This window comes from Mycobacterium sp. NGS54 (assembly GCF_059812465.1).
Genome location: NZ_JCALCS010000004.1, coordinates 136,475 through 157,645 on the forward strand (window position 1 = coordinate 136,475; position 21,171 = coordinate 157,645).

At 69.9% G+C, this 21,171-nt stretch carries 20 protein-coding genes and 1 tRNA gene; 10 read left to right on the forward strand and 11 right to left on the reverse strand.

Annotated features, from left to right (window positions below; translation table 11 throughout):
• Window positions 1-258 precede the first annotated feature (258 nt).
• From AC5Y5E_RS13035 to AC5Y5E_RS13060, 6 genes are all read right to left on the reverse strand, one after another.
• Entirely contained in the window at window positions 259-1,011 is a 753-nt protein-coding gene (locus AC5Y5E_RS13035) for a hypothetical protein (RefSeq protein ID WP_499903421.1), read from the reverse strand.
• A 155-nt stretch (window positions 1,012-1,166) separates the two neighbouring features.
• A tRNA-Ala gene (locus AC5Y5E_RS13040) sits at window positions 1,167-1,239 on the reverse strand.
• A 51-nt stretch (window positions 1,240-1,290) separates the two neighbouring features.
• The gene (sepX, locus tag AC5Y5E_RS13045) at window positions 1,291-2,292 is read right to left on the reverse strand and encodes a divisome protein SepX/GlpR (RefSeq protein WP_499903422.1); all 1,002 of its coding nucleotides are present in this window, start codon (window positions 2,290-2,292) and stop codon (window positions 1,291-1,293) included.
• A 143-nt stretch (window positions 2,293-2,435) separates the two neighbouring features.
• Window positions 2,436-3,089 (reverse strand): GNAT family N-acetyltransferase, encoded by a 654-nt coding sequence (locus AC5Y5E_RS13050; protein ID WP_499903910.1) that lies wholly within the window; start codon window positions 3,087-3,089, stop codon window positions 2,436-2,438.
• A gap of 21 nt (window positions 3,090-3,110) precedes the next feature.
• Window positions 3,111-4,388, reverse strand: coding sequence for a molybdotransferase-like divisome protein Glp (gene glp / locus AC5Y5E_RS13055; RefSeq protein ID WP_499903423.1), 1,278 nt, complete (start codon window positions 4,386-4,388; stop codon window positions 3,111-3,113).
• Window positions 4,389-4,421: 33 nt separating this feature from the next.
• Window positions 4,422-5,333, reverse strand: a complete 912-nt coding sequence (locus AC5Y5E_RS13060) for a UTP--glucose-1-phosphate uridylyltransferase (protein ID WP_499903424.1) — start codon at window positions 5,331-5,333, stop codon at window positions 4,422-4,424.
• Window positions 5,334-5,410: 77 nt separating this feature from the next.
• Between AC5Y5E_RS13060 and AC5Y5E_RS13065 the strand changes: the two genes are divergently transcribed.
• The 4 genes from AC5Y5E_RS13065 (at window position 5,411) to mscL (ending at window position 7,689) form a co-directional block, all read left to right on the forward strand.
• Window positions 5,411-6,004 carry a 5-formyltetrahydrofolate cyclo-ligase gene (locus AC5Y5E_RS13065; protein WP_499903425.1) on the forward strand — a complete coding sequence of 198 codons (594 nt, stop codon included), beginning with the start codon at window positions 5,411-5,413 and terminating at the stop codon, window positions 6,002-6,004.
• Window positions 6,005-6,079: 75 nt separating this feature from the next.
• The gene (locus AC5Y5E_RS13070; RefSeq protein ID WP_499903426.1) at window positions 6,080-6,424 is read left to right on the forward strand and encodes an FmdB family zinc ribbon protein; all 345 of its coding nucleotides are present in this window, start codon (window positions 6,080-6,082) and stop codon (window positions 6,422-6,424) included.
• 66 nt (window positions 6,425-6,490) lie between these two features.
• Entirely contained in the window at window positions 6,491-7,159 is a 669-nt protein-coding gene (locus AC5Y5E_RS13075) for an SAF domain-containing protein (protein WP_499903427.1), read from the forward strand.
• A 65-nt stretch (window positions 7,160-7,224) separates the two neighbouring features.
• A complete protein-coding gene (mscL, locus tag AC5Y5E_RS13080) occupies window positions 7,225-7,689 on the forward strand; it encodes a large-conductance mechanosensitive channel protein MscL (RefSeq protein WP_499903428.1) in 465 nt (154 codons plus the stop codon).
• A 7-nt stretch (window positions 7,690-7,696) separates the two neighbouring features.
• Here the strand turns inward: mscL and AC5Y5E_RS13085 are convergent, their stop codons facing one another.
• The 5 genes from AC5Y5E_RS13085 to rpmF all read right to left on the reverse strand — a co-directional run bounded on the left by AC5Y5E_RS13085 (window position 7,697) and on the right by rpmF (window position 12,355).
• A complete protein-coding gene (locus AC5Y5E_RS13085) occupies window positions 7,697-8,254 on the reverse strand; it encodes a MogA/MoaB family molybdenum cofactor biosynthesis protein (protein WP_499903429.1) in 558 nt (185 codons plus the stop codon).
• Window positions 8,254-9,777: a S1C family serine protease gene (locus AC5Y5E_RS13090; protein ID WP_499903430.1), complete on the reverse strand. Its 1,524-nt coding sequence runs from the start codon at window positions 9,775-9,777 to the stop codon at window positions 8,254-8,256. Before AC5Y5E_RS13090 ends, AC5Y5E_RS13085 begins: the two co-directional genes overlap by 1 nt.
• 90 nt (window positions 9,778-9,867) lie before the next feature.
• Complete coding sequence (locus tag AC5Y5E_RS13095) at window positions 9,868-11,415, reverse strand: HAMP domain-containing sensor histidine kinase (RefSeq protein ID WP_499903431.1); 1,548 nt, start codon at window positions 11,413-11,415, stop codon at window positions 9,868-9,870.
• Between the two features lie 16 nt (window positions 11,416-11,431).
• Window positions 11,432-12,118, reverse strand: coding sequence for a two-component system response regulator MprA (mprA, locus tag AC5Y5E_RS13100; protein ID WP_499903432.1), 687 nt, complete (start codon window positions 12,116-12,118; stop codon window positions 11,432-11,434).
• A gap of 63 nt (window positions 12,119-12,181) precedes the next feature.
• A complete protein-coding gene (rpmF, locus tag AC5Y5E_RS13105; RefSeq protein WP_066942127.1) occupies window positions 12,182-12,355 on the reverse strand; it encodes a 50S ribosomal protein L32 in 174 nt (57 codons plus the stop codon).
• Between the two features lie 337 nt (window positions 12,356-12,692).
• Here rpmF and AC5Y5E_RS13110 point away from each other — a divergent pair, with 337 nt between their 5' ends.
• From AC5Y5E_RS13110 to AC5Y5E_RS13135, 6 genes are read left to right on the forward strand one after another with little or no spacing between them, the layout of a single operon-like run.
• A complete protein-coding gene (locus AC5Y5E_RS13110; protein ID WP_499903911.1) occupies window positions 12,693-14,375 on the forward strand; it encodes an acyclic terpene utilization AtuA family protein in 1,683 nt (560 codons plus the stop codon).
• Window positions 14,372-15,520 (forward strand): acyl-CoA dehydrogenase family protein, encoded by a 1,149-nt coding sequence (locus AC5Y5E_RS13115; protein WP_499903433.1) that lies wholly within the window; start codon window positions 14,372-14,374, stop codon window positions 15,518-15,520. The genes AC5Y5E_RS13110 and AC5Y5E_RS13115 overlap by 4 nt, the downstream gene beginning before the upstream one ends.
• Window positions 15,510-17,165, forward strand: a complete 1,656-nt coding sequence (locus AC5Y5E_RS13120) for an acyl-CoA carboxylase subunit beta (protein ID WP_499903912.1) — start codon at window positions 15,510-15,512, stop codon at window positions 17,163-17,165. Before AC5Y5E_RS13115 ends, AC5Y5E_RS13120 begins: the two co-directional genes overlap by 11 nt.
• Window positions 17,166-17,170: 5 nt before the next feature.
• On the forward strand, window positions 17,171-19,159 hold the full coding sequence (locus tag AC5Y5E_RS13125) for an acetyl/propionyl/methylcrotonyl-CoA carboxylase subunit alpha (RefSeq protein WP_499903434.1): 1,989 nt from the start codon (window positions 17,171-17,173) through the stop codon (window positions 19,157-19,159).
• Window positions 19,156-20,322 (forward strand): acyl-CoA dehydrogenase family protein, encoded by a 1,167-nt coding sequence (locus tag AC5Y5E_RS13130; protein WP_499903435.1) that lies wholly within the window; start codon window positions 19,156-19,158, stop codon window positions 20,320-20,322. The genes AC5Y5E_RS13125 and AC5Y5E_RS13130 overlap by 4 nt, the downstream gene beginning before the upstream one ends.
• Complete coding sequence (locus tag AC5Y5E_RS13135) at window positions 20,322-21,092, forward strand: enoyl-CoA hydratase family protein (protein ID WP_499903436.1); 771 nt, start codon at window positions 20,322-20,324, stop codon at window positions 21,090-21,092. The genes AC5Y5E_RS13130 and AC5Y5E_RS13135 overlap by 1 nt, the downstream gene beginning before the upstream one ends.
• The last annotated feature ends 79 nt before the right edge of the window (window positions 21,093-21,171 follow it).

Here is a 21,171-nt window from a genome sequence, read left to right on the forward strand (position 1 = left end):
TCCCGATTGGGCCAGGCGTTCGCCGTCCAGCGCGTCGAGCACGGCGACCATTGGCACGCGGAAGCCTTCCACCCCAACAAATTCACCTGGTTCAACGAGTTTGGCGAGGTGCCCGCCGGCGGCCCCAAGTTCGTGTTCGCGGCCGCCGCCACCATCACCGGAAAGGACAAGCCCGCCCCGGGACTCAACGCGGTGTCCTATGTGCTGAGCCACGATTACATCGGCGGCCCCGACCTGGGATGGCTTAAGACCCCCGGGCTATTTCGGCAATCGCCGCCGAGACTCAAGCGCGATCTCACGGTCTTGACGGCGGTCGCGGTGAGCGGCGCCGCATTCGCCTCGGCCATGGGCCGCCATCAGAAAGGCTTCGAAAAGCTGCTGGCGATTTCGGGCGCACGCCTGGGCACCTGGCTGCCCAATCCGAAGTTCGTCGCCAACCTCGCCGGAGCCGAGAACGACGAATGCCTCGACCCCGAGGACAACAAGCGGCCCTGGCCGAGGTCGCTGCCCGCCGTTCGCGGCGCCGGCTATTACTACCGGGAGCTCTTGGGTTTCAACTACAGCGACGGTCGGCTGGTGCAGGTCACCGACGGCGGCCACTACGAGAACCTCGGACTGGTCGAGGCGCTGCGCCGCCGCAGCCGATTGATCTTCTGTATCGACGGCGGGGGCGATGCCCCGCCCTTGGCCAGCGGGCTGGCCGACGCCCTTCGCCTGGCCGAATACGAACTGGGCGTGACGGTCACGTTCGACGATTTCCCCGGATACGCCTTGCGCGACCTCACGCCCGGCTCCGGCGAGCCGTTCAAGAAAGGAGACGCGTTTTGTAGCTTGAACGGCCGGCTCGCCAAGAGGACGGTCGCGATCGGGCTCATCACCTACCCCGCGGCCTCCGGCCTGGCGGAAGGAGCGGAACGTCGCGGCGTGCTGATCTTCGCCAAAGCGGTGCTGTGCCGGGATTTCCCCGAGTGGCTGTTGACCTATGCCGCCGCGAACGGCGTGTTCCCCCACGACCCCACGTCCGACCAATGGTTCAACGAAGGGCAGTTCGCGGCCTACACGGAGATGGGACGGATCATGGGGCGCCAGGCCTTGAAGTGCGTCGAGTTCCTGACGAAAGTTGGCAAGATCTCAAATCCGACGGCATCCGACCTAGGCAAATTCTGTGGAGCTAAGGGGATTCGAACCCCTGACCTACTCGATGCGAACGAGTCGCGCTACCAACTGCGCCATAGCCCCTGACCGCTAGCAGGCTACCAGCCGCGCGGCGAACCGCCGAACCGCCAGGCGCTACTCGCCGACCGCGCGCGGCAGGTCCCGGGGCCAACCGAAGGTCCGCATCGGCATCGCGTAGTCCAGGTGCTCGAAGATGGGGTCCTCGTCGTCGATCTCCAGTACCACCGCGCCGGGCCGGCGCAGCCGCGAGGGCACCAGGTCGTATTCGCGGTCGTAGGCGTTCTCCACGCCGAGCCGGGCCCGTGCCATGCGCTGCAACCGGCGGCGGCGCACCCTCTCCTCGATGCGGGTCTGCCGACGCAAGTAGGCCAGGTACAGCAGGGTCACCGCGGTGGCGCCGCCGCACACCCACCAGGCCGTCGGCGACACCTCGAACGCGGCGGTGGCCGAGCCGATCAGGACGACCGCCATCACCATCAGCACCCGCTTGCGGAATGCGTACTTGCGCGCGCTGACCGCGGCGGCGGCCTTCGGGTCGAACCGGCGCCGCCGCGAGGCGCCCGCCGCGACGAACGCCCGCGGATCCTCGTCCTCCTCGCGCTCGGCCTCGGGCTCCAAACCCGATGAGTCCTCGACGTATTCGTAGCGGTCGTCCGCGTCTTCGTCGGTCGCGGCGCGCTCGGCCACGGTCTGAGGCTCGGTCTCGTCGGCGTCTTCGTCCTCCTCGGCGACCACCCCCGCCGGCAGCGCCCCGGAATCCTCGATGACGTCGACGTCCAGGTAATCGGGCTCGGCCGGTTCGGTCGCCGCGGCCCGCACCACGACCGGGCGCGGCACCTCCTCGGTTTCGGCGTCGTCTTCGTCGTGCTCGGTCTCGGCGAGTTCGTCGTCGGCCGCGTCTTCCTCCGGCTTCCAGTCGGGGTCGCTGCGATGACCCGCGGCGGGCCCACTGCGCCGAAGCAGTCGGGAGCCGGCGCCGTTGAGCACCCGGGTGGCCAGGGCGACGTCGCTGGTGCGACGCACGGCGTCGCGTTTGCTGATCAGCATCGGAACAAGGACGAACAGCCAGAGCACCACGAGCGAGATCCACAACAGCGACTGCGGGATGCTTGGCATGATTACTTGCTCCTTACTGGACCCGACCCCCGCGAGGCTCGTCTGTGGCCGATGCGGCTGGGCCGAGGTGACCAGCACAATTACACACCTGTAATTTGCCTCTCACAAGCACCAAATGTCACTCGTGTCGCGATAGCCACAGTTCACGTCCAACTCGCGTGGCCGGAGCGGACCAGGGTCGCCGCCACCGACCCCTGCACCTCTTCGACGGTGATCGCCATCAGCAGATGGTCGCGCCAGGCCCGGTCCACCTCGAGGTAGCGGCGCAACAGCCCCTCCTCCCGGAACCCCACCTTTGCCAGCACGGCCCGGCTGGCGGCGTTCTCCGGACGCACGGTCGCCTCCACGCGATGCAGCATGACCGGGCCGAAGCAGTGATCCAGTCCGAGCGCCAGCGCGGCCGTCGCCACCCCGCCGCCGGTGGCCGACCGGGGCACCCAATAGCCGATCCACGCCGACCGCAACGCCCCATGGGTCACATTGCCGATGGTCAGCTGGCCGCAGAAGCGCCCGTCGAGCTCGATCACGAAGGGCAGCATGCGGCCCTTGCGGGCCTCCGAACGCAGCCCGGAACACAACGCCGGCCACGCCGCCACCGTGTGCCGGATCGTCCAATCGCCGTCCGTGCTGGGCTCCCACGGCTCCAGATGCGCGCGATCGGCCAACCGGATGCGGCTCCACTGCGCGCCGTCCCGCATCCGCACCGCGCGCAACCGGACGACGCCGCCCGGCACCCGCAGCGGCCCCACCTCCGACGGCCAACCCGGGTGACGGGCATTTGAGCGCAACAAGTTCACGAGCATGTGCAGTAGCTTCGCCTAGCCGCGCTGGGCCAGGAACGCAACGTCGACGATCTCGCCGGTGCGGATCTGCTCGGCGCCGCTGGGAACCACGACCAGACAGTTCGCCTCGGCGAGGGTGGCCAACAGGTGCGACGACGACCCCGGCGCCCCGCCCAGCGCCTGCACCAGATACTCACCGCTGTCCTGGTCACGCATCAACTGCCCGCGCAGGTAGCCCTTGCGCCCGGCGACCGACGTGATCGGCGACAGAGCGCGGGCCTGCACGATGCGGCGCATCGGCTGGCGCTTGCCCAGCGACAGCCGGATCAGCGGCCGGACCATCACCTCGAAGACCACCAGCGCGCTGACGGGGTTGGCGGGCAGCAGGAACGTCGGAACGCCCTCGCGGCCCAGCTGCCCGAAGCCCTGGACGGACCCCGGATGCATGGCGACCCGGACCACCTCCATCTCGCCGAGCTCGGACAGCACCGACCGCACCGGCTCGTTGGCCGCGCCGCCGACCGCGCCGGCGATCACCACGACCTCGGCGCGATTGAGCTGGCCTTCGATGACCTCGCGCAGCTCCTTGGGGTCGCTGCTGACGATCCCGACGCGGTTGACCTCGGCCCCGGCGTCGCGGCCCGCCGCCGCCAACGCGTAGGAGTTGACGTCGTAGACCTGCCCGTTCCCCGGGGTGCGTGAGATGTCGACCAGCTCGCCGCCCACGGCGATGACCGACAGGCGCGGGCGCGGATGTACCAGCACCCGTTCCCGGCCCACCGCCGCGAGCAGGCCGACCTGCGCGGCCCCGACGATGGTGCCGGCGCGCACCGCGACGTCGCCGGGCTGGACGTCGTCGCCGGCTCGGCGCACGTAGGCGCCCGACGGGGCCCCCCGCAGGATCCGCACGCGCGACGTGCCGCCGTCGGTCCACCGCACCGGCAAGACGGCGTCGGCCAGCGTCGGCAGCGGGGCCCCGGTCTGCACCCGGACCGCCTGCCGGGGCTGCAGCCGGCTGGGCGTGCGCGAGCCGGCCTCGATGGTTCCCATCACCGGCAGCACCAGCCCGTCGCGCAGGTCTTCGTCGGGCGGCCCGTCGAGGCCTTCGGCGCCCACCTCGCCGACGCCCAGCACGTCGACGCTGCGCACCGCGTAGCCGTCGATGGCGGCCTGGTCGAAACCGGGCATGGGCCGCTCGGTCACCACTTCCTCGGCGCACATCAATCCCTGCGCCTCGGCAATGGCGACCCTTATCGGCCGCGGGGCCACCGCGGCCGCCGTTATCCGAGCCTGCTGCTCCTCAACCGAACGCACAAGCGCGCCTCTCTGACCTGGCGGGGCGCCCGGCTACTGCTCGGTCAGGCCCAACCGCGCCACCAACCATCGCCGCAAATCCGGGCCATAGTCGTCACGATCCAATGCAAAGTCAACCGCAGCCTTCAGGTAGCCGCCGGGATTTCCCAAGTCGTGTCGGGATCCGCGATGCACCACGACATGCACCGGGTGGCCCTCCTTGATCAGCAGCGCGATCGCGTCGGTGAGCTGTACCTCGTTCCCGGCGCCGCGGTCGATGCGGTGCAGCGCGTCGAAGACGGCCCGGTCGAGCACGTACCGGCCGGCCGCCGCATACATCGACGGCGCGTCCTCGGCCTTGGGCTTTTCGACCATGCTCTTGACCCGCAGGACGTCCGGATTGTCGCCGCCCACAACGGGTTCGACGTCGAACACGCCGTAGGCGCTGATCTCCTCGGGGGGCACCTCGATGGCACACAGCACCGTGCCGCCGTGGTCGGCCCGCACCTTGGCCATCACCTCCAAGACGCCCGTCGGCAGCACCAGGTCGTCGGGCAGCAGCACCATGACGGCGTCCTCGTCCGCCGCCAGCCTCGGCTCCACGCAGCTGATGGCGTGCCCCAGTCCGAGCGGCTCGGCCTGCACCACGGACTCCACCTTGATGAGCTGCGGCGCCCGGCGCACCTTGTCGAGCATGGCTTGCTTGCCGCGCGCCGCGAGGGTGCCCTCCAGCACCAGGTCCTCGACGAAGTGCGCGACGACGCCGTCCTTGCCCTCGGAGGTGATGATCACCAGGCGTTCCGCCCCGGCCGCGGCCGCCTCCGCGGCGACCAGCTCGATGCCGGGCGTGTCGACGACGGGCAGCAGCTCCTTGGGCACCGTCTTTGTCGCAGGCAAAAATCGCGTACCCAGGCCGGCCGCAGGGACGATCGCCGTGAAAGGGATCGGAACATCCGGGCGTGACATTGTTCAAACCATAACCCCCATGCGGCACGTCACCGCGCTGTGGCGGCGCGAAACCCCGGCCTGTCATGGTTGAGGGCATGCCAACCGCAAGCAAGGCCGCGTTGCGCGACCGCCTGCTGGCGGCCCGGCGTCGCGTTGCCGACGACGTTCGCGCCGCCGAGGCGCGCGCGCTGCGCGAGCACGTGGAGCCGGTGGTCGATGCCGGGACCACGGTCTGCGCGTACGTGCCGGTGGGTGCCGAGCCGGGGTCGGTCGAGCTGCTCGAGGTGTTGCTGCGCCGGTCCGGACGGGTGTTGTTGCCGGTCGCGCGCACGGGAGCCGACAACGCGCCGTTGCCACTGCGGTGGGGTGAATACCGGCCGGGCGCACTCGTCCGCGGGCCGTGGGGGCTGCTGGAGCCGGCCGCGCCGTCGCTGCCGGAGTCGGCCCTGGGCGAGGCCGCCCTGGTGATCCTGCCGGCGCTGGCGGTCGACCGTCGGGGCGTGCGCCTGGGCCGGGGCCTCGGCTTTTACGACCGCTCGCTGGGCCGCCGAAACCCGCAAGCGCGGCTGATCGCGGTGGTGCGCGACGCCGAATTCGTCGACGAACTGCCCGCCGAGCCGCACGACGTGCCGATGACCCACGCGCTGACGCCCGGGCAGGGCCTGATCGCGCTTCCCGACCGGGAATGATCGCGATCACGTGGCGGTTCTAGCACTTGACACGGTAGAGTGCTAATCCAAGCCCGTAATCATTCGGAGGTTTTCGTGCCGACTTACAGCTACGCGTGCACCGAGTGCGACGACCGCTTCGACGTCGTGCAGGCCTTCACCGACGACGCGCTGACCACGTGCGAGAAGTGCGACGGCCGGCTGCGCAAGTTGTTCAACTCGGTCGGCGTCGTGTTCAAGGGCAGCGGCTTTTACCGCACCGACAGCCGCGAGGATCGCAAGAAGTCGAAGAGCTCGTCCAACGGCTCCAGCGAGGCGGCCTCGAATTCGGGGTCCGGCGACAAGGGCGGATCGAGCGAGAAGAGCGGGTCCGGGGACAAGGGCGCTTCGAGCGAGAAGTCGACCAGCGCCGCCCCGGCCGCCGCGGCCGCCTCGAGCTAACCGGGTTATCCACAGCGACCTCGCCGACCGGCACCGCCGGCGCTTGGCCGCGCCTACGGTTGCGGCGTGGGCGAATCATCGCTGAACCCAAGCGTGTTCAGTCGCCTGTCGGCGTCGTTGCGCCCCGACTGGACGCGCACCGTCCTGGCCCGGCGGGTGGCGGCGGGCGGGCTCGTCGTGCTGGCCGGCATCGCCACGCTGCGCTCCAATCCCGAGGGCGACTACGCCGAGGTGGTGGTCGCGTCGCGCGACCTGCGCCCGGGCGCCGCGTTGAGCACCGATGACGTCCGGATCGAAAAGCGTTCGGCCACAACGATTCCCGACGGCTCGAAGGTGGACCTCGCCGAGGTCGTCGGTTCGACGCTGGCCGGCCCCGCCCGGCGCGGCGAGGTGCTCACCGACGTCCGGCTGCTCGGCAGCCGGCTCGCCGAGCTGACGGCCGGGCCCGGCGCCCGCATCGTGCCGCTGCACCTGGCGGACGGCGCGCTGCTCGACCTGGTTCGGGCCGGCGACGTCGTGGACGTGCTGGCCGCCCCGGCCACCGACTCGCCGACGGCGGGTCCGCCGGCCAGCCGGGTGGTGGCCACCGACGCCGTCGTCGTCCTCGTGTCGGCCAAGCAGAAGACCCAGGCCGCCGACGCCGACCGCGTAGTGTTGGTTGCGCTGCCGGCTCGCGTGGCGAACACGGTGGCAGGCTCGGCGCTGGGTCAGACGGTAACCCTCACCCTGCATTGAGTATCTGGCCGCTGTTGGGCACGCGATCGATAGCAAACTCTGTCCAGACCAGAAAGGGCCTGCCAATGCTCAAGGGGTTCAAGGAGTTTCTCTCGCGCGGCAACATCGTCGACCTGGCCGTCGCGGTCGTCATCGGTACTGCGTTCACCGGATTGGTCACCAAGTTCACCGACAGCATCATCACGCCGCTGATCAATCGGGTCGGGGTCAATCAGCAGTCCGACGTCGGCGCCCTGAAGATCGGCATCGGCGGCGGCCAGACCATCGACCTGAACATCCTGCTGTCCGCCGCGATCAACTTCGTCCTGATCGCAGCCGTCGTGTACTTCTTCGTCGTGCTGCCCTACAACACGCTGCTCAAGCGCGGCGAGGTCGAGCAGGCGGATGACGCGCAGGTCCTCCTGCTCACCGAGATCCGCGACCTGCTGGCGCAAACCAACGGGGACTCGTCGTCCGGTAGGCACGGAGGTTCGGCGGCCACGACACCGCCGCCGGAATACGGGCCGCGCGCGGAGGCCGAATCGCGGTGACCCGCGGTTAGATCTCGAGGCTCGACAGCTGCCCGATGATCTGGGCGGCCAGCGGGTTCAGCGTCGCCATTCCGTCACGCACCGCGTAGCGCGAACCGGCGAGGTTGACCACCAGCGTGCTGCCCGACACCCCGGCCAGGCCCCGGGACAACCCGGCGTCGATGATCCCCGCGGACAGGCCCGAGGCGCGGATCGCCTCGGCGATGCCCAAGATTTCGCGGTCCAGGATCTCGCGAGTGGCCTCGGGCGTGACGTCGCGCGGGGTGACGCCGGTCCCGCCGACCGAAACCACCAGGTCCACCCCGCCGATCACCGCGGTGTTCAGCGCGTTGCGGATCTCGACCTCGTCGGCCGCGACCGCCACCACACCGTCGACGACGAACCCCGCCTCGGTCAGCAGCTCGGTGACCAGCGGCCCGCTGTGGTCCTCGTCGCCGTGCGCGGTGCGGTCGTCGACGACCACGACCAGCGCCCGGCCGACTACCAACTCCGCGCCCGTTTCCATGGGTGCAACCGTATATCCGATGTCCGACAACCCGGCCGCCGAGGGCTCATCGACTCTCATCACTGATCCGCCTTGCCGAGGGTGACCTGCACGGTGCGGCTCCCGCCGCCGGGATCCTGGAACGTCAGCGATACCTTGTCGCCCGGCGCTTTTGAGCGCACGGCGGCGACCAACGCGTCGGCGCTGTTGATCGGGCGGTCATCGACCTTCGTGACCACCACGCCCTTGGGCACTCCGGCCGTCGCGGCCGCGCCGTTCGCGATGACGTCGACGACCTTGGCGCCCGGTGTGCCCTTGTCGCTGGTCACCTGCACGCCCAGCGACGCGTGCGTCGCCTTGCCGGACGAGATCAACTCGTCGGCGATGCGCTTGGCCTGATCGACCGGAATCGCGAAGCCGAGGCCGATCGAGCCGCTCTGGGAATCGGGCGAGTCGGCGCCCAGGGTGGCGATCGCCGAGTTGACGCCGACCAGCTGACCCTGCATGTTGACCAGCGCGCCCCCGGAGTTACCCGGGTTGATCGCGGCGTCGGTCTGGATCGCGTCCAGCACGGTGTTCTGGTTGCCCGACTCGCCGGTCGTGGACACCGGCCGGTTCATCGCGCTGATGATGCCCGTGGTCACGGTGCCCGACAGCCCCAGCGGTGACCCGATCGCCACCACCGGCTGACCCACCCGCAGGTCCGACGAGGAGCCCATCGTGATCGGCGTCAGGTTCGAGACGCCCTGGACCCGGATCACGGCGATGTCGCTGGTGGGGTCGGCACCGACAACCGAGAACGCGGCGGTGCGGCCGTCGGAGAACGTCACGGTCGTTTTGGGCGGCGGGCCACCCGGCGGAGCGCCCGGCGGGCCACCCGGGGCGGCCGGACCGCCGCCTGGCTTCGCCGCGGCCGCGACCACGTGGTTGTTGGTCAGGATCAGCCCGTCGGCCGACAGCACGACGCCGGAGCCCTCCTCGGACTGGCGACCCATGTCGGTCTCCAACATGACGACGCTGGGCACCACCTTGGCCGCGACCTGTTCGACGGTGCCCGGCGGCATGTTCGCGGCCGGGACGCTGGGTGCCGCCCCCGGAATGATCCCGCGGCCGTTGCCGCCGGCGGAGTGCGTGCCCAGCTCGACGGCCGTGGCCGCGGCGCCACCGATGCCGGCCGACACCACCGCGATCGCCAGCGCGCCGGCGGTCAATAAGCCTGCGCGAGAACGCTTCTGGGGAACGGGCGCCGGCCCGGGAGGCATCGGCGGCAGCATGTGGATCGGTCCCGTACCTGTGCCCGCCGCAATGGGACCCGCCCCCGTGCCACCGGGGATCGGGCCCGGTCCGGTGCCCCCGGGCAGTGGGCCCGGTCCGGTGCCACCGGGGATCCGGCCCGGCCCGGTGCCGCTGAACGGCTCGTAGGGCCGGCGGTACTGCGCGGTCGGCTGCGACGGCTGGGCAGGCTGGGACGGCTGATAGCGCCAGTCGAACGGCTGGTTGTACGGCTGCTGCCCCTGCGCATAGGCGGGGGGCACAGGCTGATTAGGCCCCGTACGGTATCCCGGCTGCTGCGGCGGTGGCGAATACCTCGGGTCATTCGTCATGTCGCTACGTCGCTCTTCCTCTATATCGGCTACTTCGGGCTATCGGTCTCGTCGGCTCGACGCGGCTCGATTTCAACCCTAACTGCAGAACTACCTTGCCCGCGCGGACTGAGAGTCCACTGAGATAACGCTCGCCGAACCCCGAGAGTTCTCCGCGAGGGGCACGACGGGCTCCGTCTCGGCTTCTGCCGTAAAAATCTTAGTGTCGTCATCGGTCGCCGGGTATCCCGAGGCGGGCACCGGGCGGCCCGGAAGCAGGACATAGATGGACGTGCCCGGAGGCTGGCCGCCCGGCACGGTGTCCTCGACGCGGAGCAAACCCCCATGGCCCTGCACCACCTTTTTGACGATCGCCAACCCGAGCCCCGAGCCCGGCATCGCTCGCGCCGTCGTCGACCGGTAGAAACGCTCGAACACCAGGCGGCGCTCGTGCACCGGGATGCCCGGGCCCTCGTCGGACACCACCAGCTCGGCGTGCGTCGGGTCGAGTTGGCGCAGCCTGATACCGACCCGCCCACCGGACGGGCTCCACTTGGCCGCGTTGTCCATCAGGTTCAGCACCGCGCGCGAGAGCCCGGCGGCGTCGCCGTAGACCTGCCAGCCGATCGCCTCGACATCGAAGTTAATGTCGTTGCGCCGCCGCCTGACTCGCTCGAGGCTGCGATCGATCACCTCGGACATGTCGACGGCCTCGTGCACGACCTGACTGGCGTCGTCACGGGTGAGGTCGACCAAATCGCCCACCAGAGTGGACAATTCCTCGATCTGCGCGAGCACGTCCGCGCGCAGGCCGACCATCTCCTGATCGGGCAGCCGCGGGGCCCCCGGTTCCATCGAGGCCATCAGCAGTTCGACGTTGGTGCGCAGCGAGGTCAGCGGGGTGCGCAGTTCGTGTCCGGCGTCGGTCACCAACCGCGCCTGCCGCTCCCGCGATTCGGCCAGCGCCCGCAGCATCAAGTTGAAAGCCTCGGTAAGCCTTGCCAATTCGTCGCTACCGAACACCGGGATGGGCCGCAGGTCGTCGGTGCGGGCCACCCGCTCGGCGGCTTCGGTCAGCCGGCCCACCGGGCGCAGCCCCGCCCGGGTGACCATGCCGCCGGCGACCGCCGCGACCGCGACGCCGAGGCCCCCGACCATCAGCAGCACCCAGCGCAGCTTGGTCATGACCGCCTCGGTGGGCTTGAGGCTCTTGGAGATCAGCAGCGAACTGCCGTTGGGCAGGTGGATGGCCAGGATTCGCTGCTCGGACGCGGTGCGGCGGGACATGAACAGCTCGCCGTTGATCACGGCCTTTTCGGCGGTTCCGACGGGCAGGATCTGGCCCGGCTGATTGGCGGTGTAGATGGACCGGCCCGGGTTCACCAGCATGGCGTTGACGTCCGAATACGCGGTGCCCTCGATGGCCTTGCCCGGGTCGGCGGCCAGCGAACCGCTGGCGATCAACAGCTGAGCGCGGCTCTGCAGTTGGTTGTCGATGTCGTTGTAGAGCGCGGCCGAAACCACCGCGTACACGGCGAACGACATCAGTACCACGACCATCGCCACCATCGACATCGCCAGCAGCATCACCCGCCACCGCAGCGACAACGAGCTGGTGGGCTGCAGCGGTGCGCGCCGGCGCCGACGGAGCCGGATCATCGTTGGCGCGGGCGCATCACGGCGGCGTCTCCCGCAGGACGTAACCCACCCCTCGGACCGTGTGGATCAGTCGCGGCTCACCGTCGGCCTCGGTCTTGCGGCGCAGGTAGCCGACGTAGACCTCAAGCGCATTGCCCGAGGTGGGGAAGTCGAATCCCCAGACCTCCTCGAGGATGCGGCTGCGGGTGAGCACCCGGCGCGGATTGGCGATCAACATTTCCAGCAACGCGAACTCGGTGCGGGTCAAGCTGATGCAGCGCTGTCCGCGGGTGACCTCGCGCGTCACCGGGTCCAGGCTGAGGTCGGAGAACGTCATGGCCACCGACTCGGCGTCATCGTCCGGCTTGGTGCGTCGCAGCAGCGCCCGCATGCGGGCCAGCAGCTCCTCGAGCGCGAACGGCTTCGGCAGGTAGTCGTCGGCGCCGGCGTCCAGGCCCGCGACCCGCTCGGAAACCGAATCGCGGGCGGTGAGCACCAGGATCGGCAGGTCGTCGCCGGTGCTGCGGAGCTGACGGCATACCTCGAGGCCGTCCAGCCGCGGCATCATGACATCCAGGACGAGCGCGTCGGGCCGGTCGCTGGCGATCATGTCGAGGGCCTCGACCCCGTCGTGGGCGAGCTCGACCGAATAGCCATTGAACGACAGCGACCTGCGCAGCGACTCGCGCACCGCGCGATCGTCGTCGACGACAAGTATGCGCACGGCCACTAGTTTCGTCCTAGCGCCTGAGAGCGGGCTGAGAGGCGCGCCGGGTATTTGCCGAGATTAGCGCTTGTCGAGATCGATGAGACCGAGCCGGGCCGCCTTGAGCAGCCGGCGGGGCACCTTGTGCTTCTGGCCTGCGACATTCACGCCGACGAGTTCGGTCTTCGTGGCCTTCCACTGCGAGCGCCGGCTTCGGGTATTGGCGCGCGACATCCTGCGCTTGGGTGTGGCCATGGTCGGGCCTAACTCCTCGTTGGGGCTTGATCGGGCATGTCGCGGGGCGTGGCCGGTAGGGCCGAACGTGCGACGATTGCCTATCAGGATAGTGGGTGGCCTGCCGGGCGCCAAAACGGCGCCCGGGCGGCGCCGAGATTGCCGTGGTGGCTGCGATCGGGCACTCATCGCGACCATGGCGGCAATCTCGGCGCGCTGGCCGGGCGGGCGTCCTTGACGCGGCACCGCGGGTACCCGCTAACCTACCGAGTGGTTGGTTGGTTTGCGCTCGCCGGTGAATCGCAGATTGGAGGACTGCATGGCCTCTGTTTCCGGGGCTCCTGGCGCCGCTGACGCCGTGCGGATCGCGAACTGTTCGGGCTTCTACGGCGACCGGCTTTCGGCGATGCGCGAGATGCTTACCGGCGGAGCAGTCGACTACCTCACCGGCGACTACCTGGCCGAACTGACCATGCTGATCCTGGGCCGCGACCGGATGAAGCATCCCGAGCGCGGCTACGCCAAGACCTTCCTGACGCAGCTGGAGGGCTGCCTGGGCGAGGCCCGCGACCGCGGGGTGCGCATCGTCGCCAACGCCGGCGGCCTCAACCCCGCCGGGCTGGCCGACGCGATACGCGAGCTCGCGGAACATCTGAGGATCCCGGTGCGCGTCGCCCACGTCGAGGGCGACGACCTCTTGCCCCGCGCGGTGGAGCTGGGGCTGGGCACGCCGCTGACCGCGAACGCCTACCTGGGCGCGTGGGGAATCGTCGACTGCCTGAACGACGGCGCCGACGTCGTCGTGACCGGCCGGGTCACCGACGCCTCGGTGATCGTCGGGGCGGCGGCGGCCCACTTCGGCTGGGGCCCCACCGACTACGACCGGCTGGCCGGCGCCGTCGTCGCCGGCCACGTCATCGAATGCGGCGTGCAGGCCACCGGCGGCAATTACTCCTTCTTCACCGAGATTCCGGACCTGACCCACGCCGGCTTTCCGCTGGCCGAGGTCCACGCCAACGGCTCCTCGATCATCACCAAGCACCCGGGCACCGGCGGCCTGGTCAGCGTCGACACCGTCACCGCGCAGTTGCTCTACGAGATCACCGGCGCCCGCTACGCCAACCCCGACGTCACCGCCCGCATGGACACCGTCGAGCTGACCGCGGACGGCCCGGACCGGGTGCGCATCGGCGGGGTACGCGGCGAACCGCCGCCACCGACGTACAAGGTGTCGCTGAACAGCATCGGCGGGTTCCGCAACGCGATGACGTTCGTGCTGACCGGCCTGGACGTCGAGGCCAAGGCCGACCTGATGCGCCGGCAGCTCGAGTCCGCCTTGACGGTGAAGCCCGCCGAACTCCAGTGGTCGCTGGCCCGCACCGACCAGCCCGACGCCGATACCGAGGAGGCGGCCAGCGCCCTGTTGCACTGCGTCGTCCGCGACCCCGATCCGGCCAACGTGGGACGCCAGTTCTCTTCCGCCGCAGTGGAATTGGCGCTCGCCAGCTACCCCGGCTTCCATGTGACGGCGCCGCCGGGCGACGGTCAGGTCTACGGCGTGTTCACCGCGGGCTACGTCGACGCCAAGGAGGTCCCGCACACCGCCGTGCACGCCGACGGCGCCCGCGTCGACATTCCTTGCGCCACCGACACTTTGGAGCTGGCGCCCGCCGATCCGCCACCGTTGCCCGAGCCGTTGCCGGGCGGCCCGGTGCGCAGGGTGCCGCTGGGCCGCATCGCCGGGGCCCGCAGCGGCGACAAGGGCGGCTCGGCCAACGTGGGCGTCTGGGTGCGCACCGACGACCAATGGCGTTGGCTGGCCAACACCCTGACCGTCGAGCGGCTCAAGGAGCTGCTGCCCGAGGCGGCCGGCTTCGAGGTCACCCGCCACGTGCTGCCCAACCTGCGCGCGGTGAACTTCGTCATCGACGGCATCCTGGGCCAGGGCGTCGCCTATAACGCGCGGTTTGATCCGCAGGCCAAGGGGCTCGGCGAATGGCTGCGCGGCCGCTACCTCGACATCCCGGAGACCCTGCTATGAGCATCTGGACCACCCCCGAGCGCGAACAGCTGCGAAAGACGGTGCGCTCCTTCACCGAACGCGAGATCCTGCCCCACGCCGACGAGTGGGAACGCACCGGCGACCTGCCGCGCGACCTGCACCGCCGAGCCGGGGCGGCCGGGCTGCTGGGCGCGAGCTTTCCCGAATCGGTCGGCGGCGGTGGCGGCGACGGCGCCGACGCGGTGGTCATCTGCGAGGAGGTGCACCAGGCCGGCGCCCCGGGAGGCGTGTTCGCGTCGCTGTTCACCTCCGGCATCGCGGTGCCCCACATGATCGCCTCCGGCGACGCGCGGCTGATCGACACCTTTGTCCGGCCGACGCTGGCCGGCGAGAAGATCGGTTCGCTGGCCATCACCGAGCCCGGCGGCGGTTCGGACGTCGGGCACCTGCGGACCAGCGCGGTGCGCGACGGCGACCACTATGTGGTCAACGGCGCGAAAACCTACATCACCTCCGGGGTTCGTGCCGACTACGTCGTCACCGCGGTGCGCACGGGAGGCCCTGGCGCGGCCGGGGTTTCGCTGCTGGTGGTCGAGAAGGGCACGCCCGGCTTCGAGGTGACCCGCAAGCTGGACAAGATGGGCTGGCGGTCGTCCGACACCGCCGAGCTGTCCTACACCGACGTGCGCGTGCCGGCGGCCAACCTGGTCGGCGCCCCGAACAGCGGGTTCGCCCAGATCGCCCAGGCCTTCGTGTCCGAGCGAATCGGCCTTGCCGCGCAGGCGTATTCGAGCGCGCAGCGGTGCCTGGACATCACCGTGGCGTGGTGCCGGGACCGGGAGACGTTCGGCCGGCCGCTGATCTCGCGGCAGTCGGTGCAGAACACGCTGGCCGAGATGGCCCGCCGCATCGACGTGGCGCGCGTGTATGCGCGCAACGTGGTCGAGCGCGAGCTCGCCGGCGAGACGAACCTGATCGCGCCGGTGTGTTTCGCCAAGAACACCGCCGTCGAGGCCGGCGAATGGGTGGCCAACCAGGCCGTGCAGCTGTTCGGCGGCATGGGCTACATGGCCGAATCCGAAGTCGAACGCCAATACCGGGACATGCGGATCCTGGGCATCGGCGGCGGAACCACCGAGATCCTGACCGCACTGGCCGCGAAGACGCTGGGATATCAATCGTGACCGCGCCGGCGACGATGCAGAACGCAGTGATGAGGAGGAGCGGCGCCAGATGACCGCGCTGAAGTCCACGCTCGACCCGAGCTCCGCCGCCTTCGCCGAGGCGGCGTCGACCGCGGCCGAGCGGCTCGACGAGATCGGCGCCGAGCTCGCCAAGGCGTTGGCCGGCGGCGGTGAAAAGTACGTCGAGCGTCACCACGCCCGCGGCAAGCTGACCGCTAGGGAGCGCATCGAGCTGCTCGTCGACCCCGACTCGCCGTTCCTGGAGCTCAGCCCGCTGGCCGCGTACGGCAGTTCCTTCCAGATCGGTGCCAGCACGGTCACCGGCATCGGGGTGGTGTCGGGCGTGGAATGCTTGATCGTGGCCAACGACCCGACGGTCAAGGGCGGCACCAGCAACCCGTGGACGTTGCGAAAGATCCTGCGCGCCAACCAGATCGCGTTCCAGAACCGGCTGCCGGTGATATCGCTGGTGGAGTCCGGCGGGGCGGACCTGCCCACCCAGAAGGAGATCTTCATCCCCGGCGGGCAGATGTTCCGGGACCTGACCCGGCTTTCGGCGGCCGGCATCCCGACCATCGCCCTGGTGTTCGGCAACTCGACCGCGGGCGGCGCTTACATCCCCGGCATGTCCGACCACGTCGTGATGATCAAGGAACGCTCGAAGGTGTTCCTCGCCGGTCCCCCGCTGGTCAAGATGGCCACCGGCGAGGAGTCCGACGACGAGTCGCTCGGCGGCGCCGAGATGCACGCCCGCACTTCGGGGTTGGCGGACTACTTCGCCGTCGACGAGCTGGACGCGATCCGCGTCGGGCGTCGCATCGTGTCGCGCCTGAACTGGGTCAAACAGGGGCCCGCGCCCGGGCCGATCACCGAGCCGCTGTTCGACACCGAGGAGCTGATCGGCATCGTGCCCGCCGACCTGCGCATCCCCTTCGACCCCCGCGAGGTGATCGCCCGCATCGTGGACGGTTCGGACTTCGACGAGTTCAAGCCCATGTACGGGTCGTCGCTGGTGACCGGCTGGGCCCGGCTGCACGGCTACCCGCTCGGAATTTTGGCCAACGCGCGGGGGGTGCTGTTCAGCGAGGAGTCCCAGAAGGCCACCCAGTTCATTCAGCTGGCGAACCGCTCGGATACGCCATTGTTGTTCCTGCACAACACCACCGGCTACATGGTCGGCAAGGACTACGAAGAGGGCGGGATGATCAAGCACGGCTCGATGATGATCAACGCCGTGTCCAACTCGACCGTGCCGCACATCTCGCTGCTGATCGGGGCGTCGTACGGCGCGGGCCACTACGGCATGTGCGGGCGCGCCTATGACCCTCGATTCCTGTTCGCCTGGCCCAGCGCCAAATCCGCCGTGATGGGCGGCGCGCAGCTCGCCGGCGTCCTGTCGATCGTGGCCCGGGCGGCCGCGCAAGCCCGCGGGCAGCAGGTCGACGAGGAGGCCGACGCCGCCATGCGGGCCGCCGTCGAGGGCCAGATCGAGGCGGAGTCGCTCCCGCTGGTGCTGTCCGGCATGCTGTACGACGACGGTGTGATCGACCCGCGCGACACCCGCACCGTGCTGGGAATGTGTTTGTCCGCCATCGCCAATGGCCCGATCAAGGGGACGTCGAACTTCGGCGTCTTCCGGATGTGAGCCCCATGGTCACTCGAGTGCTGGTCGCCAACCGGGGCGAGATCGCCCGACGGGTGTTCGCCACCTGCCGTCGGCTGGGCCTGGGCACCGTCGCCGTCTACACCGACCCCGACGCCGCCTCGCCGCACGTCGCCGAGGCCGACGCCCGGGTGCGGCTGCGCCACACCAACGACTATCTGAACGCCGAGGCGATCATCGCCGCGGCCCGCGCCGCCGGCGCCGACGCCATCCACCCCGGCTACGGATTCCTCTCGGAGAACGCCGAATTCGCCGCCGCCGTGCAGGCCGCGGGACTGACCTGGGTCGGGCCGCCGGTGGACGCGGTGCGCGCGATGGGCTCCAAGATCGAGTCCAAGAAGCTGATGGCCGCCGCGGGCGTTCCGGTGCTCGACGAGCTGGACCCCGACACGGTCACGGACGCCCAGCTGCCGGTGCTGGTCAAGGCCTCGGCGGGCGGCGGCGGGCGCGGCATGCGGGTGGTGCGCGAATTGTCGGCTCTGGCCGGCGAAGTCGAGGCGGCTCGCCGCGAGGCGCAGTCGGCGTTCGGCGACCCGACGGTGTTCTGCGAGCGCTACCTGCCCACCGGGCACCACGTCGAGGTCCAGGTCCTTGCCGACGCCCACGGCACGGTGTGGGCCGTCGGGGAGCGCGAATGCTCGATTCAGCGCCGCCACCAGAAAATCATCGAGGAAGCCCCCTCCCCCCTGGTGGAGCGCACGCCGGGCATGCGCGCCAAGCTGTTCGACGCGGCAAGGCTGGCGGCCGGCGCGATCGGCTACACCGGCGCCGGCACGGTCGAGTTCCTCGCCGACGACGACGGCGAATTCTACTTCCTGGAAATGAACACGCGGCTGCAGGTCGAGCACCCGGTCACCGAGGAGACCACCGGGCTGGACCTGGTCGAGCTGCAGCTGGACGTCGCCGCCGGCGGCCGGCTCGACGCCGAACCGCCTACCGCCCAGGGATATTCGATCGAGGCCCGGCTCTACGCCGAGGACCCCGCGCACGGCTGGCAGCCGCAGGCCGGCACGGTGCACGCGATCGACGTACCGGGTGTCCGGGCCGAGTTCGGCCCGCTGGGGCACCACACCGGGATCCGGCTGGACTCCGGGATCGTCGACGGGTCGGTGGTGTCGATCCACTACGACCCGATGCTCGCCAAGGTCATCTCCTACGCCCCGACCCGGCGGCAATCCGCGGTGGTGCTCGCCGACGCGCTGGCGCGGGCCCGCCTGCACGGCGTGCGCACCAACCGCGAGCTGCTGGTGAACGTGCTGCGTCACCCGGCCTTCCTCGACGGCGCCACCGACACCGCGTTTTTCGACACGCACGGCCTGGCGGAATTGTCCGCACCGCTGTCCGACGCCGCCGCCGTCCGGTTGTCCGCCGTCGCCGCCGCCCTGGCCGACGCCGCGCACAACCGCGCGACCGCCAGCGTGTTCGGCTCGATGCCCAGTGGCTGGCGCAACCTGCCGTCGGGGTATCAGGTCAAGACCTACCGCGACGCTGCCGACACCGAGCATGGCGTCGAATACCGGTTCACCAGAACGGGATTGATGCTGCCACACGACGCGACGGTGCGCCTGGTCTCCGCCGCCGCGGATCGGGTCATCCTCGCCCACGACGGGGTGGAGCTCACCTTCGCGGTACGGCGCTACGGCCCCAACCTTCAAGACGTCTACGTCGACTCGGTGCGCGGGCCCGTGCACCTGGTCGCGCTGCCGCGCTTCCCGGAGCCCGGCTCTAGCGTCGAGAAGGGCTCCCTGGTGGCGCCCATGCCAGGCAACGTCATCCGCGTCGGCGCCGCCGTCGGCGACACCGTCGCAATCGGCCAGCCGCTGATCTGGCTGGAAGCGATGAAGATGGAACACACCATCACCGCGCCGTCGGACGGTGTGCTCGCCGAGCTCAACGTCGAAACCGGTCAGCAAGTCGAAGTGGGCGCCGTCCTGGCAAGAGTGGAAGCGCCCGAAGCAGAAGGAGATTCACAGTGACCGACAGCAGCTTCATCGAAAACGAGGAACGCCGGGCGCTGCGCAAGGCGGTGGCCGAGTGGGCGTCGAACTACGGCGCCGAGTACTACCTGGAGAAGGCCCGCGCACACGAACACACCACCGAATTGTGGGCCGAGGCGGGCAAATTGGGCTTCCTGGGGGTGAACCTGCCCGAGGAGTACGGCGGCGGCGGCGCCGGAATGTACGAGCTGTCACTGGTGATGGAGGAGATGGCGGCCGCGGGCAGCGCGCTGCTGCTGATGGTGGTGTCGCCCGCCATCAACGGCACCATCATCAGCAAGTTCGGCACCGAGGAGCAGAAGAAGCGCTGGATCCCCGCCATCGCCGACGGCTCGCTGACAATGGCGTTCGCGATCACCGAGCCCGACGCGGGGTCCAACTCACACAAGATCACCACCACTGCCCGCCGCGACGGCGGCGACTGGATCCTCAAGGGCCAGAAGGTCTTTATCTCCGGTATCGACCAGGCGCAGGCGGTGCTGATGGTGGCCCGCACCGAGGAAGCGAAGACCGGCAAGCTGCGCCCCGCGCTGTTCGTGGTGCCCACCGACGCGCCCGGGTTCACCTACACCCCGATCGAGATGGAGCTGATCAGCCCCGAGCGGCAATTTCAGGTTTTCCTCGACGACGTCCGGCTGCCCAGCGATGCGCTGGTCGGGGCCCAAGACGCCGCCATCGCACAGCTTTTCGCCGGCCTGAACCCCGAGCGCATCATGGGTGCGGCCAGCTCGGTGGGCATGGGCCGGTTCGCGCTGAGCAAGGCAGTCGACTACGTCAAGACCCGACAGGTCTGGTCCACGCCGATCGGGGCGCACCAGGGCCTGTCGCATCCGTTGGCGCAGTGCCACATTGAGGTCGAACTTGCCAAGCTGATGATGCAGAAGGCCGCGACGCTGTACGACAGCGGCGACGACGCGGGCGCCGCCGAGGCCGCCAACATGGCCAAGTACGCCGCGGCCGAGGCGTCCACCCGCTCGGTCGACCAGGCGGTGCAGTCGATGGGCGGCAACGGGTTGACGAAGGAGTACGGAGTGGCGGCGATGCTCGCCTCCGCCCGGCTTGGCCGGATCGCCCCGATCAGCCGCGAGATGGTGCTGAACTTCGTCGCGCAGACGTCGCTGGGCCTCCCCCGGTCGTACTGATGGACGCCGTCGTCGAATATTCGGTAGACGGGCATCTCGCCCGGCTCACCCTGAATTCGCCGCATAACCGCAACGCGCTGTCGACGGCCCTGGTCGATCAACTGCATCGGGGACTCCGCGACGCTGCCGCGGACCCGCACGTGCGGGCGGTCGTGTTGGGCCACACCGGTGGCACCTTCTGCGCCGGGGCGGACCTGAGCGAGGCCAGCGGCGGCGACCCGTTCGATACGGCCGTGGCCCGGGCCCGGGAAATGACCACACTGCTACGCGCCATCGTCTCCTCGCCGCTGCCGGTCATCGCCGCCGTCGACGGGCACGTCCGCGCCGGCGGGTTCGGTTTGGTGGGCGCCTGCGACATCGCGATCGCCGGACCCCACAGCACCTTCGCGCTCACCGAGGCCCGGATCGGCGTCGCGCCGGCGATCATATCGCTGACATTGCTGCCGAAGATGTCGGCGCGCGCCGCGGCGCGCTACTACCTGACCGGCGAGACGTTCGATGCGGCGGTGGCCGCCGAGATCGGACTCGTCACGATTGCGGCCGACGACGTCGACGCCGCGGTGGCGAAGGTCGTCGCCGACGTGGGCCGCGGGTCGCCGCAGGGCCTCGCGGCGTCGAAGGCGCTGACCACCGCCGCCGTGCTGGAGGGTTTCGACCGTGACGCCGAACGGCTCACCGAGGAATCGGCGCGGCTGTTCGTATCCGAGGAAGCCCGCGAAGGCATGATGGCCTTCCTGCAAAAGCGCCCGCCCAGTTGGGCAAACGTCTAACGGGGGCCGCGCGACCTGCGGAAAATGCCCCTTGGCAAGGCGTCGACCTGGGAAGAACGTTGCAGTTTAGCCAACCCCC

Bases quoted from the DNA above. Each gene is read 5' to 3' on its own strand.
- sepX (WP_499903422.1), bottom strand. From the start codon at position 2,292: ATGCCAAGCATCCCGCAGTCGCTGTTGTGGATCTCGCTCGTGGTGCTC.
- AC5Y5E_RS13060 (WP_499903424.1), bottom strand. From the start codon at position 5,333: ATGTCACGCCCGGATGTTCCGATCCCTTTCACGGCGATCGTCCCTGCG.
- AC5Y5E_RS13065 (WP_499903425.1), top strand. From the start codon at position 5,411: ATGCCAACCGCAAGCAAGGCCGCGTTGCGCGACCGCCTGCTGGCGGCC.
- mscL (WP_499903428.1), top strand. From the start codon at position 7,225: ATGCTCAAGGGGTTCAAGGAGTTTCTCTCGCGCGGCAACATCGTCGAC.
- AC5Y5E_RS13085 (WP_499903429.1), bottom strand. From the start codon at position 8,254: ATGAGAGTCGATGAGCCCTCGGCGGCCGGGTTGTCGGACATCGGATAT.
- AC5Y5E_RS13090 (WP_499903430.1), bottom strand. From the start codon at position 9,777: ATGACGAATGACCCGAGGTATTCGCCACCGCCGCAGCAGCCGGGATAC.
- AC5Y5E_RS13095 (WP_499903431.1), bottom strand. From the start codon at position 11,415: ATGATCCGGCTCCGTCGGCGCCGGCGCGCACCGCTGCAGCCCACCAGC.
- rpmF (WP_066942127.1), bottom strand. From the start codon at position 12,355: ATGGCCACACCCAAGCGCAGGATGTCGCGCGCCAATACCCGAAGCCGG.
- AC5Y5E_RS13115 (WP_499903433.1), top strand. From the start codon at position 14,372: ATGAGCATCTGGACCACCCCCGAGCGCGAACAGCTGCGAAAGACGGTG.
- AC5Y5E_RS13125 (WP_499903434.1), top strand. From the start codon at position 17,171: ATGGTCACTCGAGTGCTGGTCGCCAACCGGGGCGAGATCGCCCGACGG.
- AC5Y5E_RS13135 (WP_499903436.1), top strand. From the start codon at position 20,322: ATGGACGCCGTCGTCGAATATTCGGTAGACGGGCATCTCGCCCGGCTC.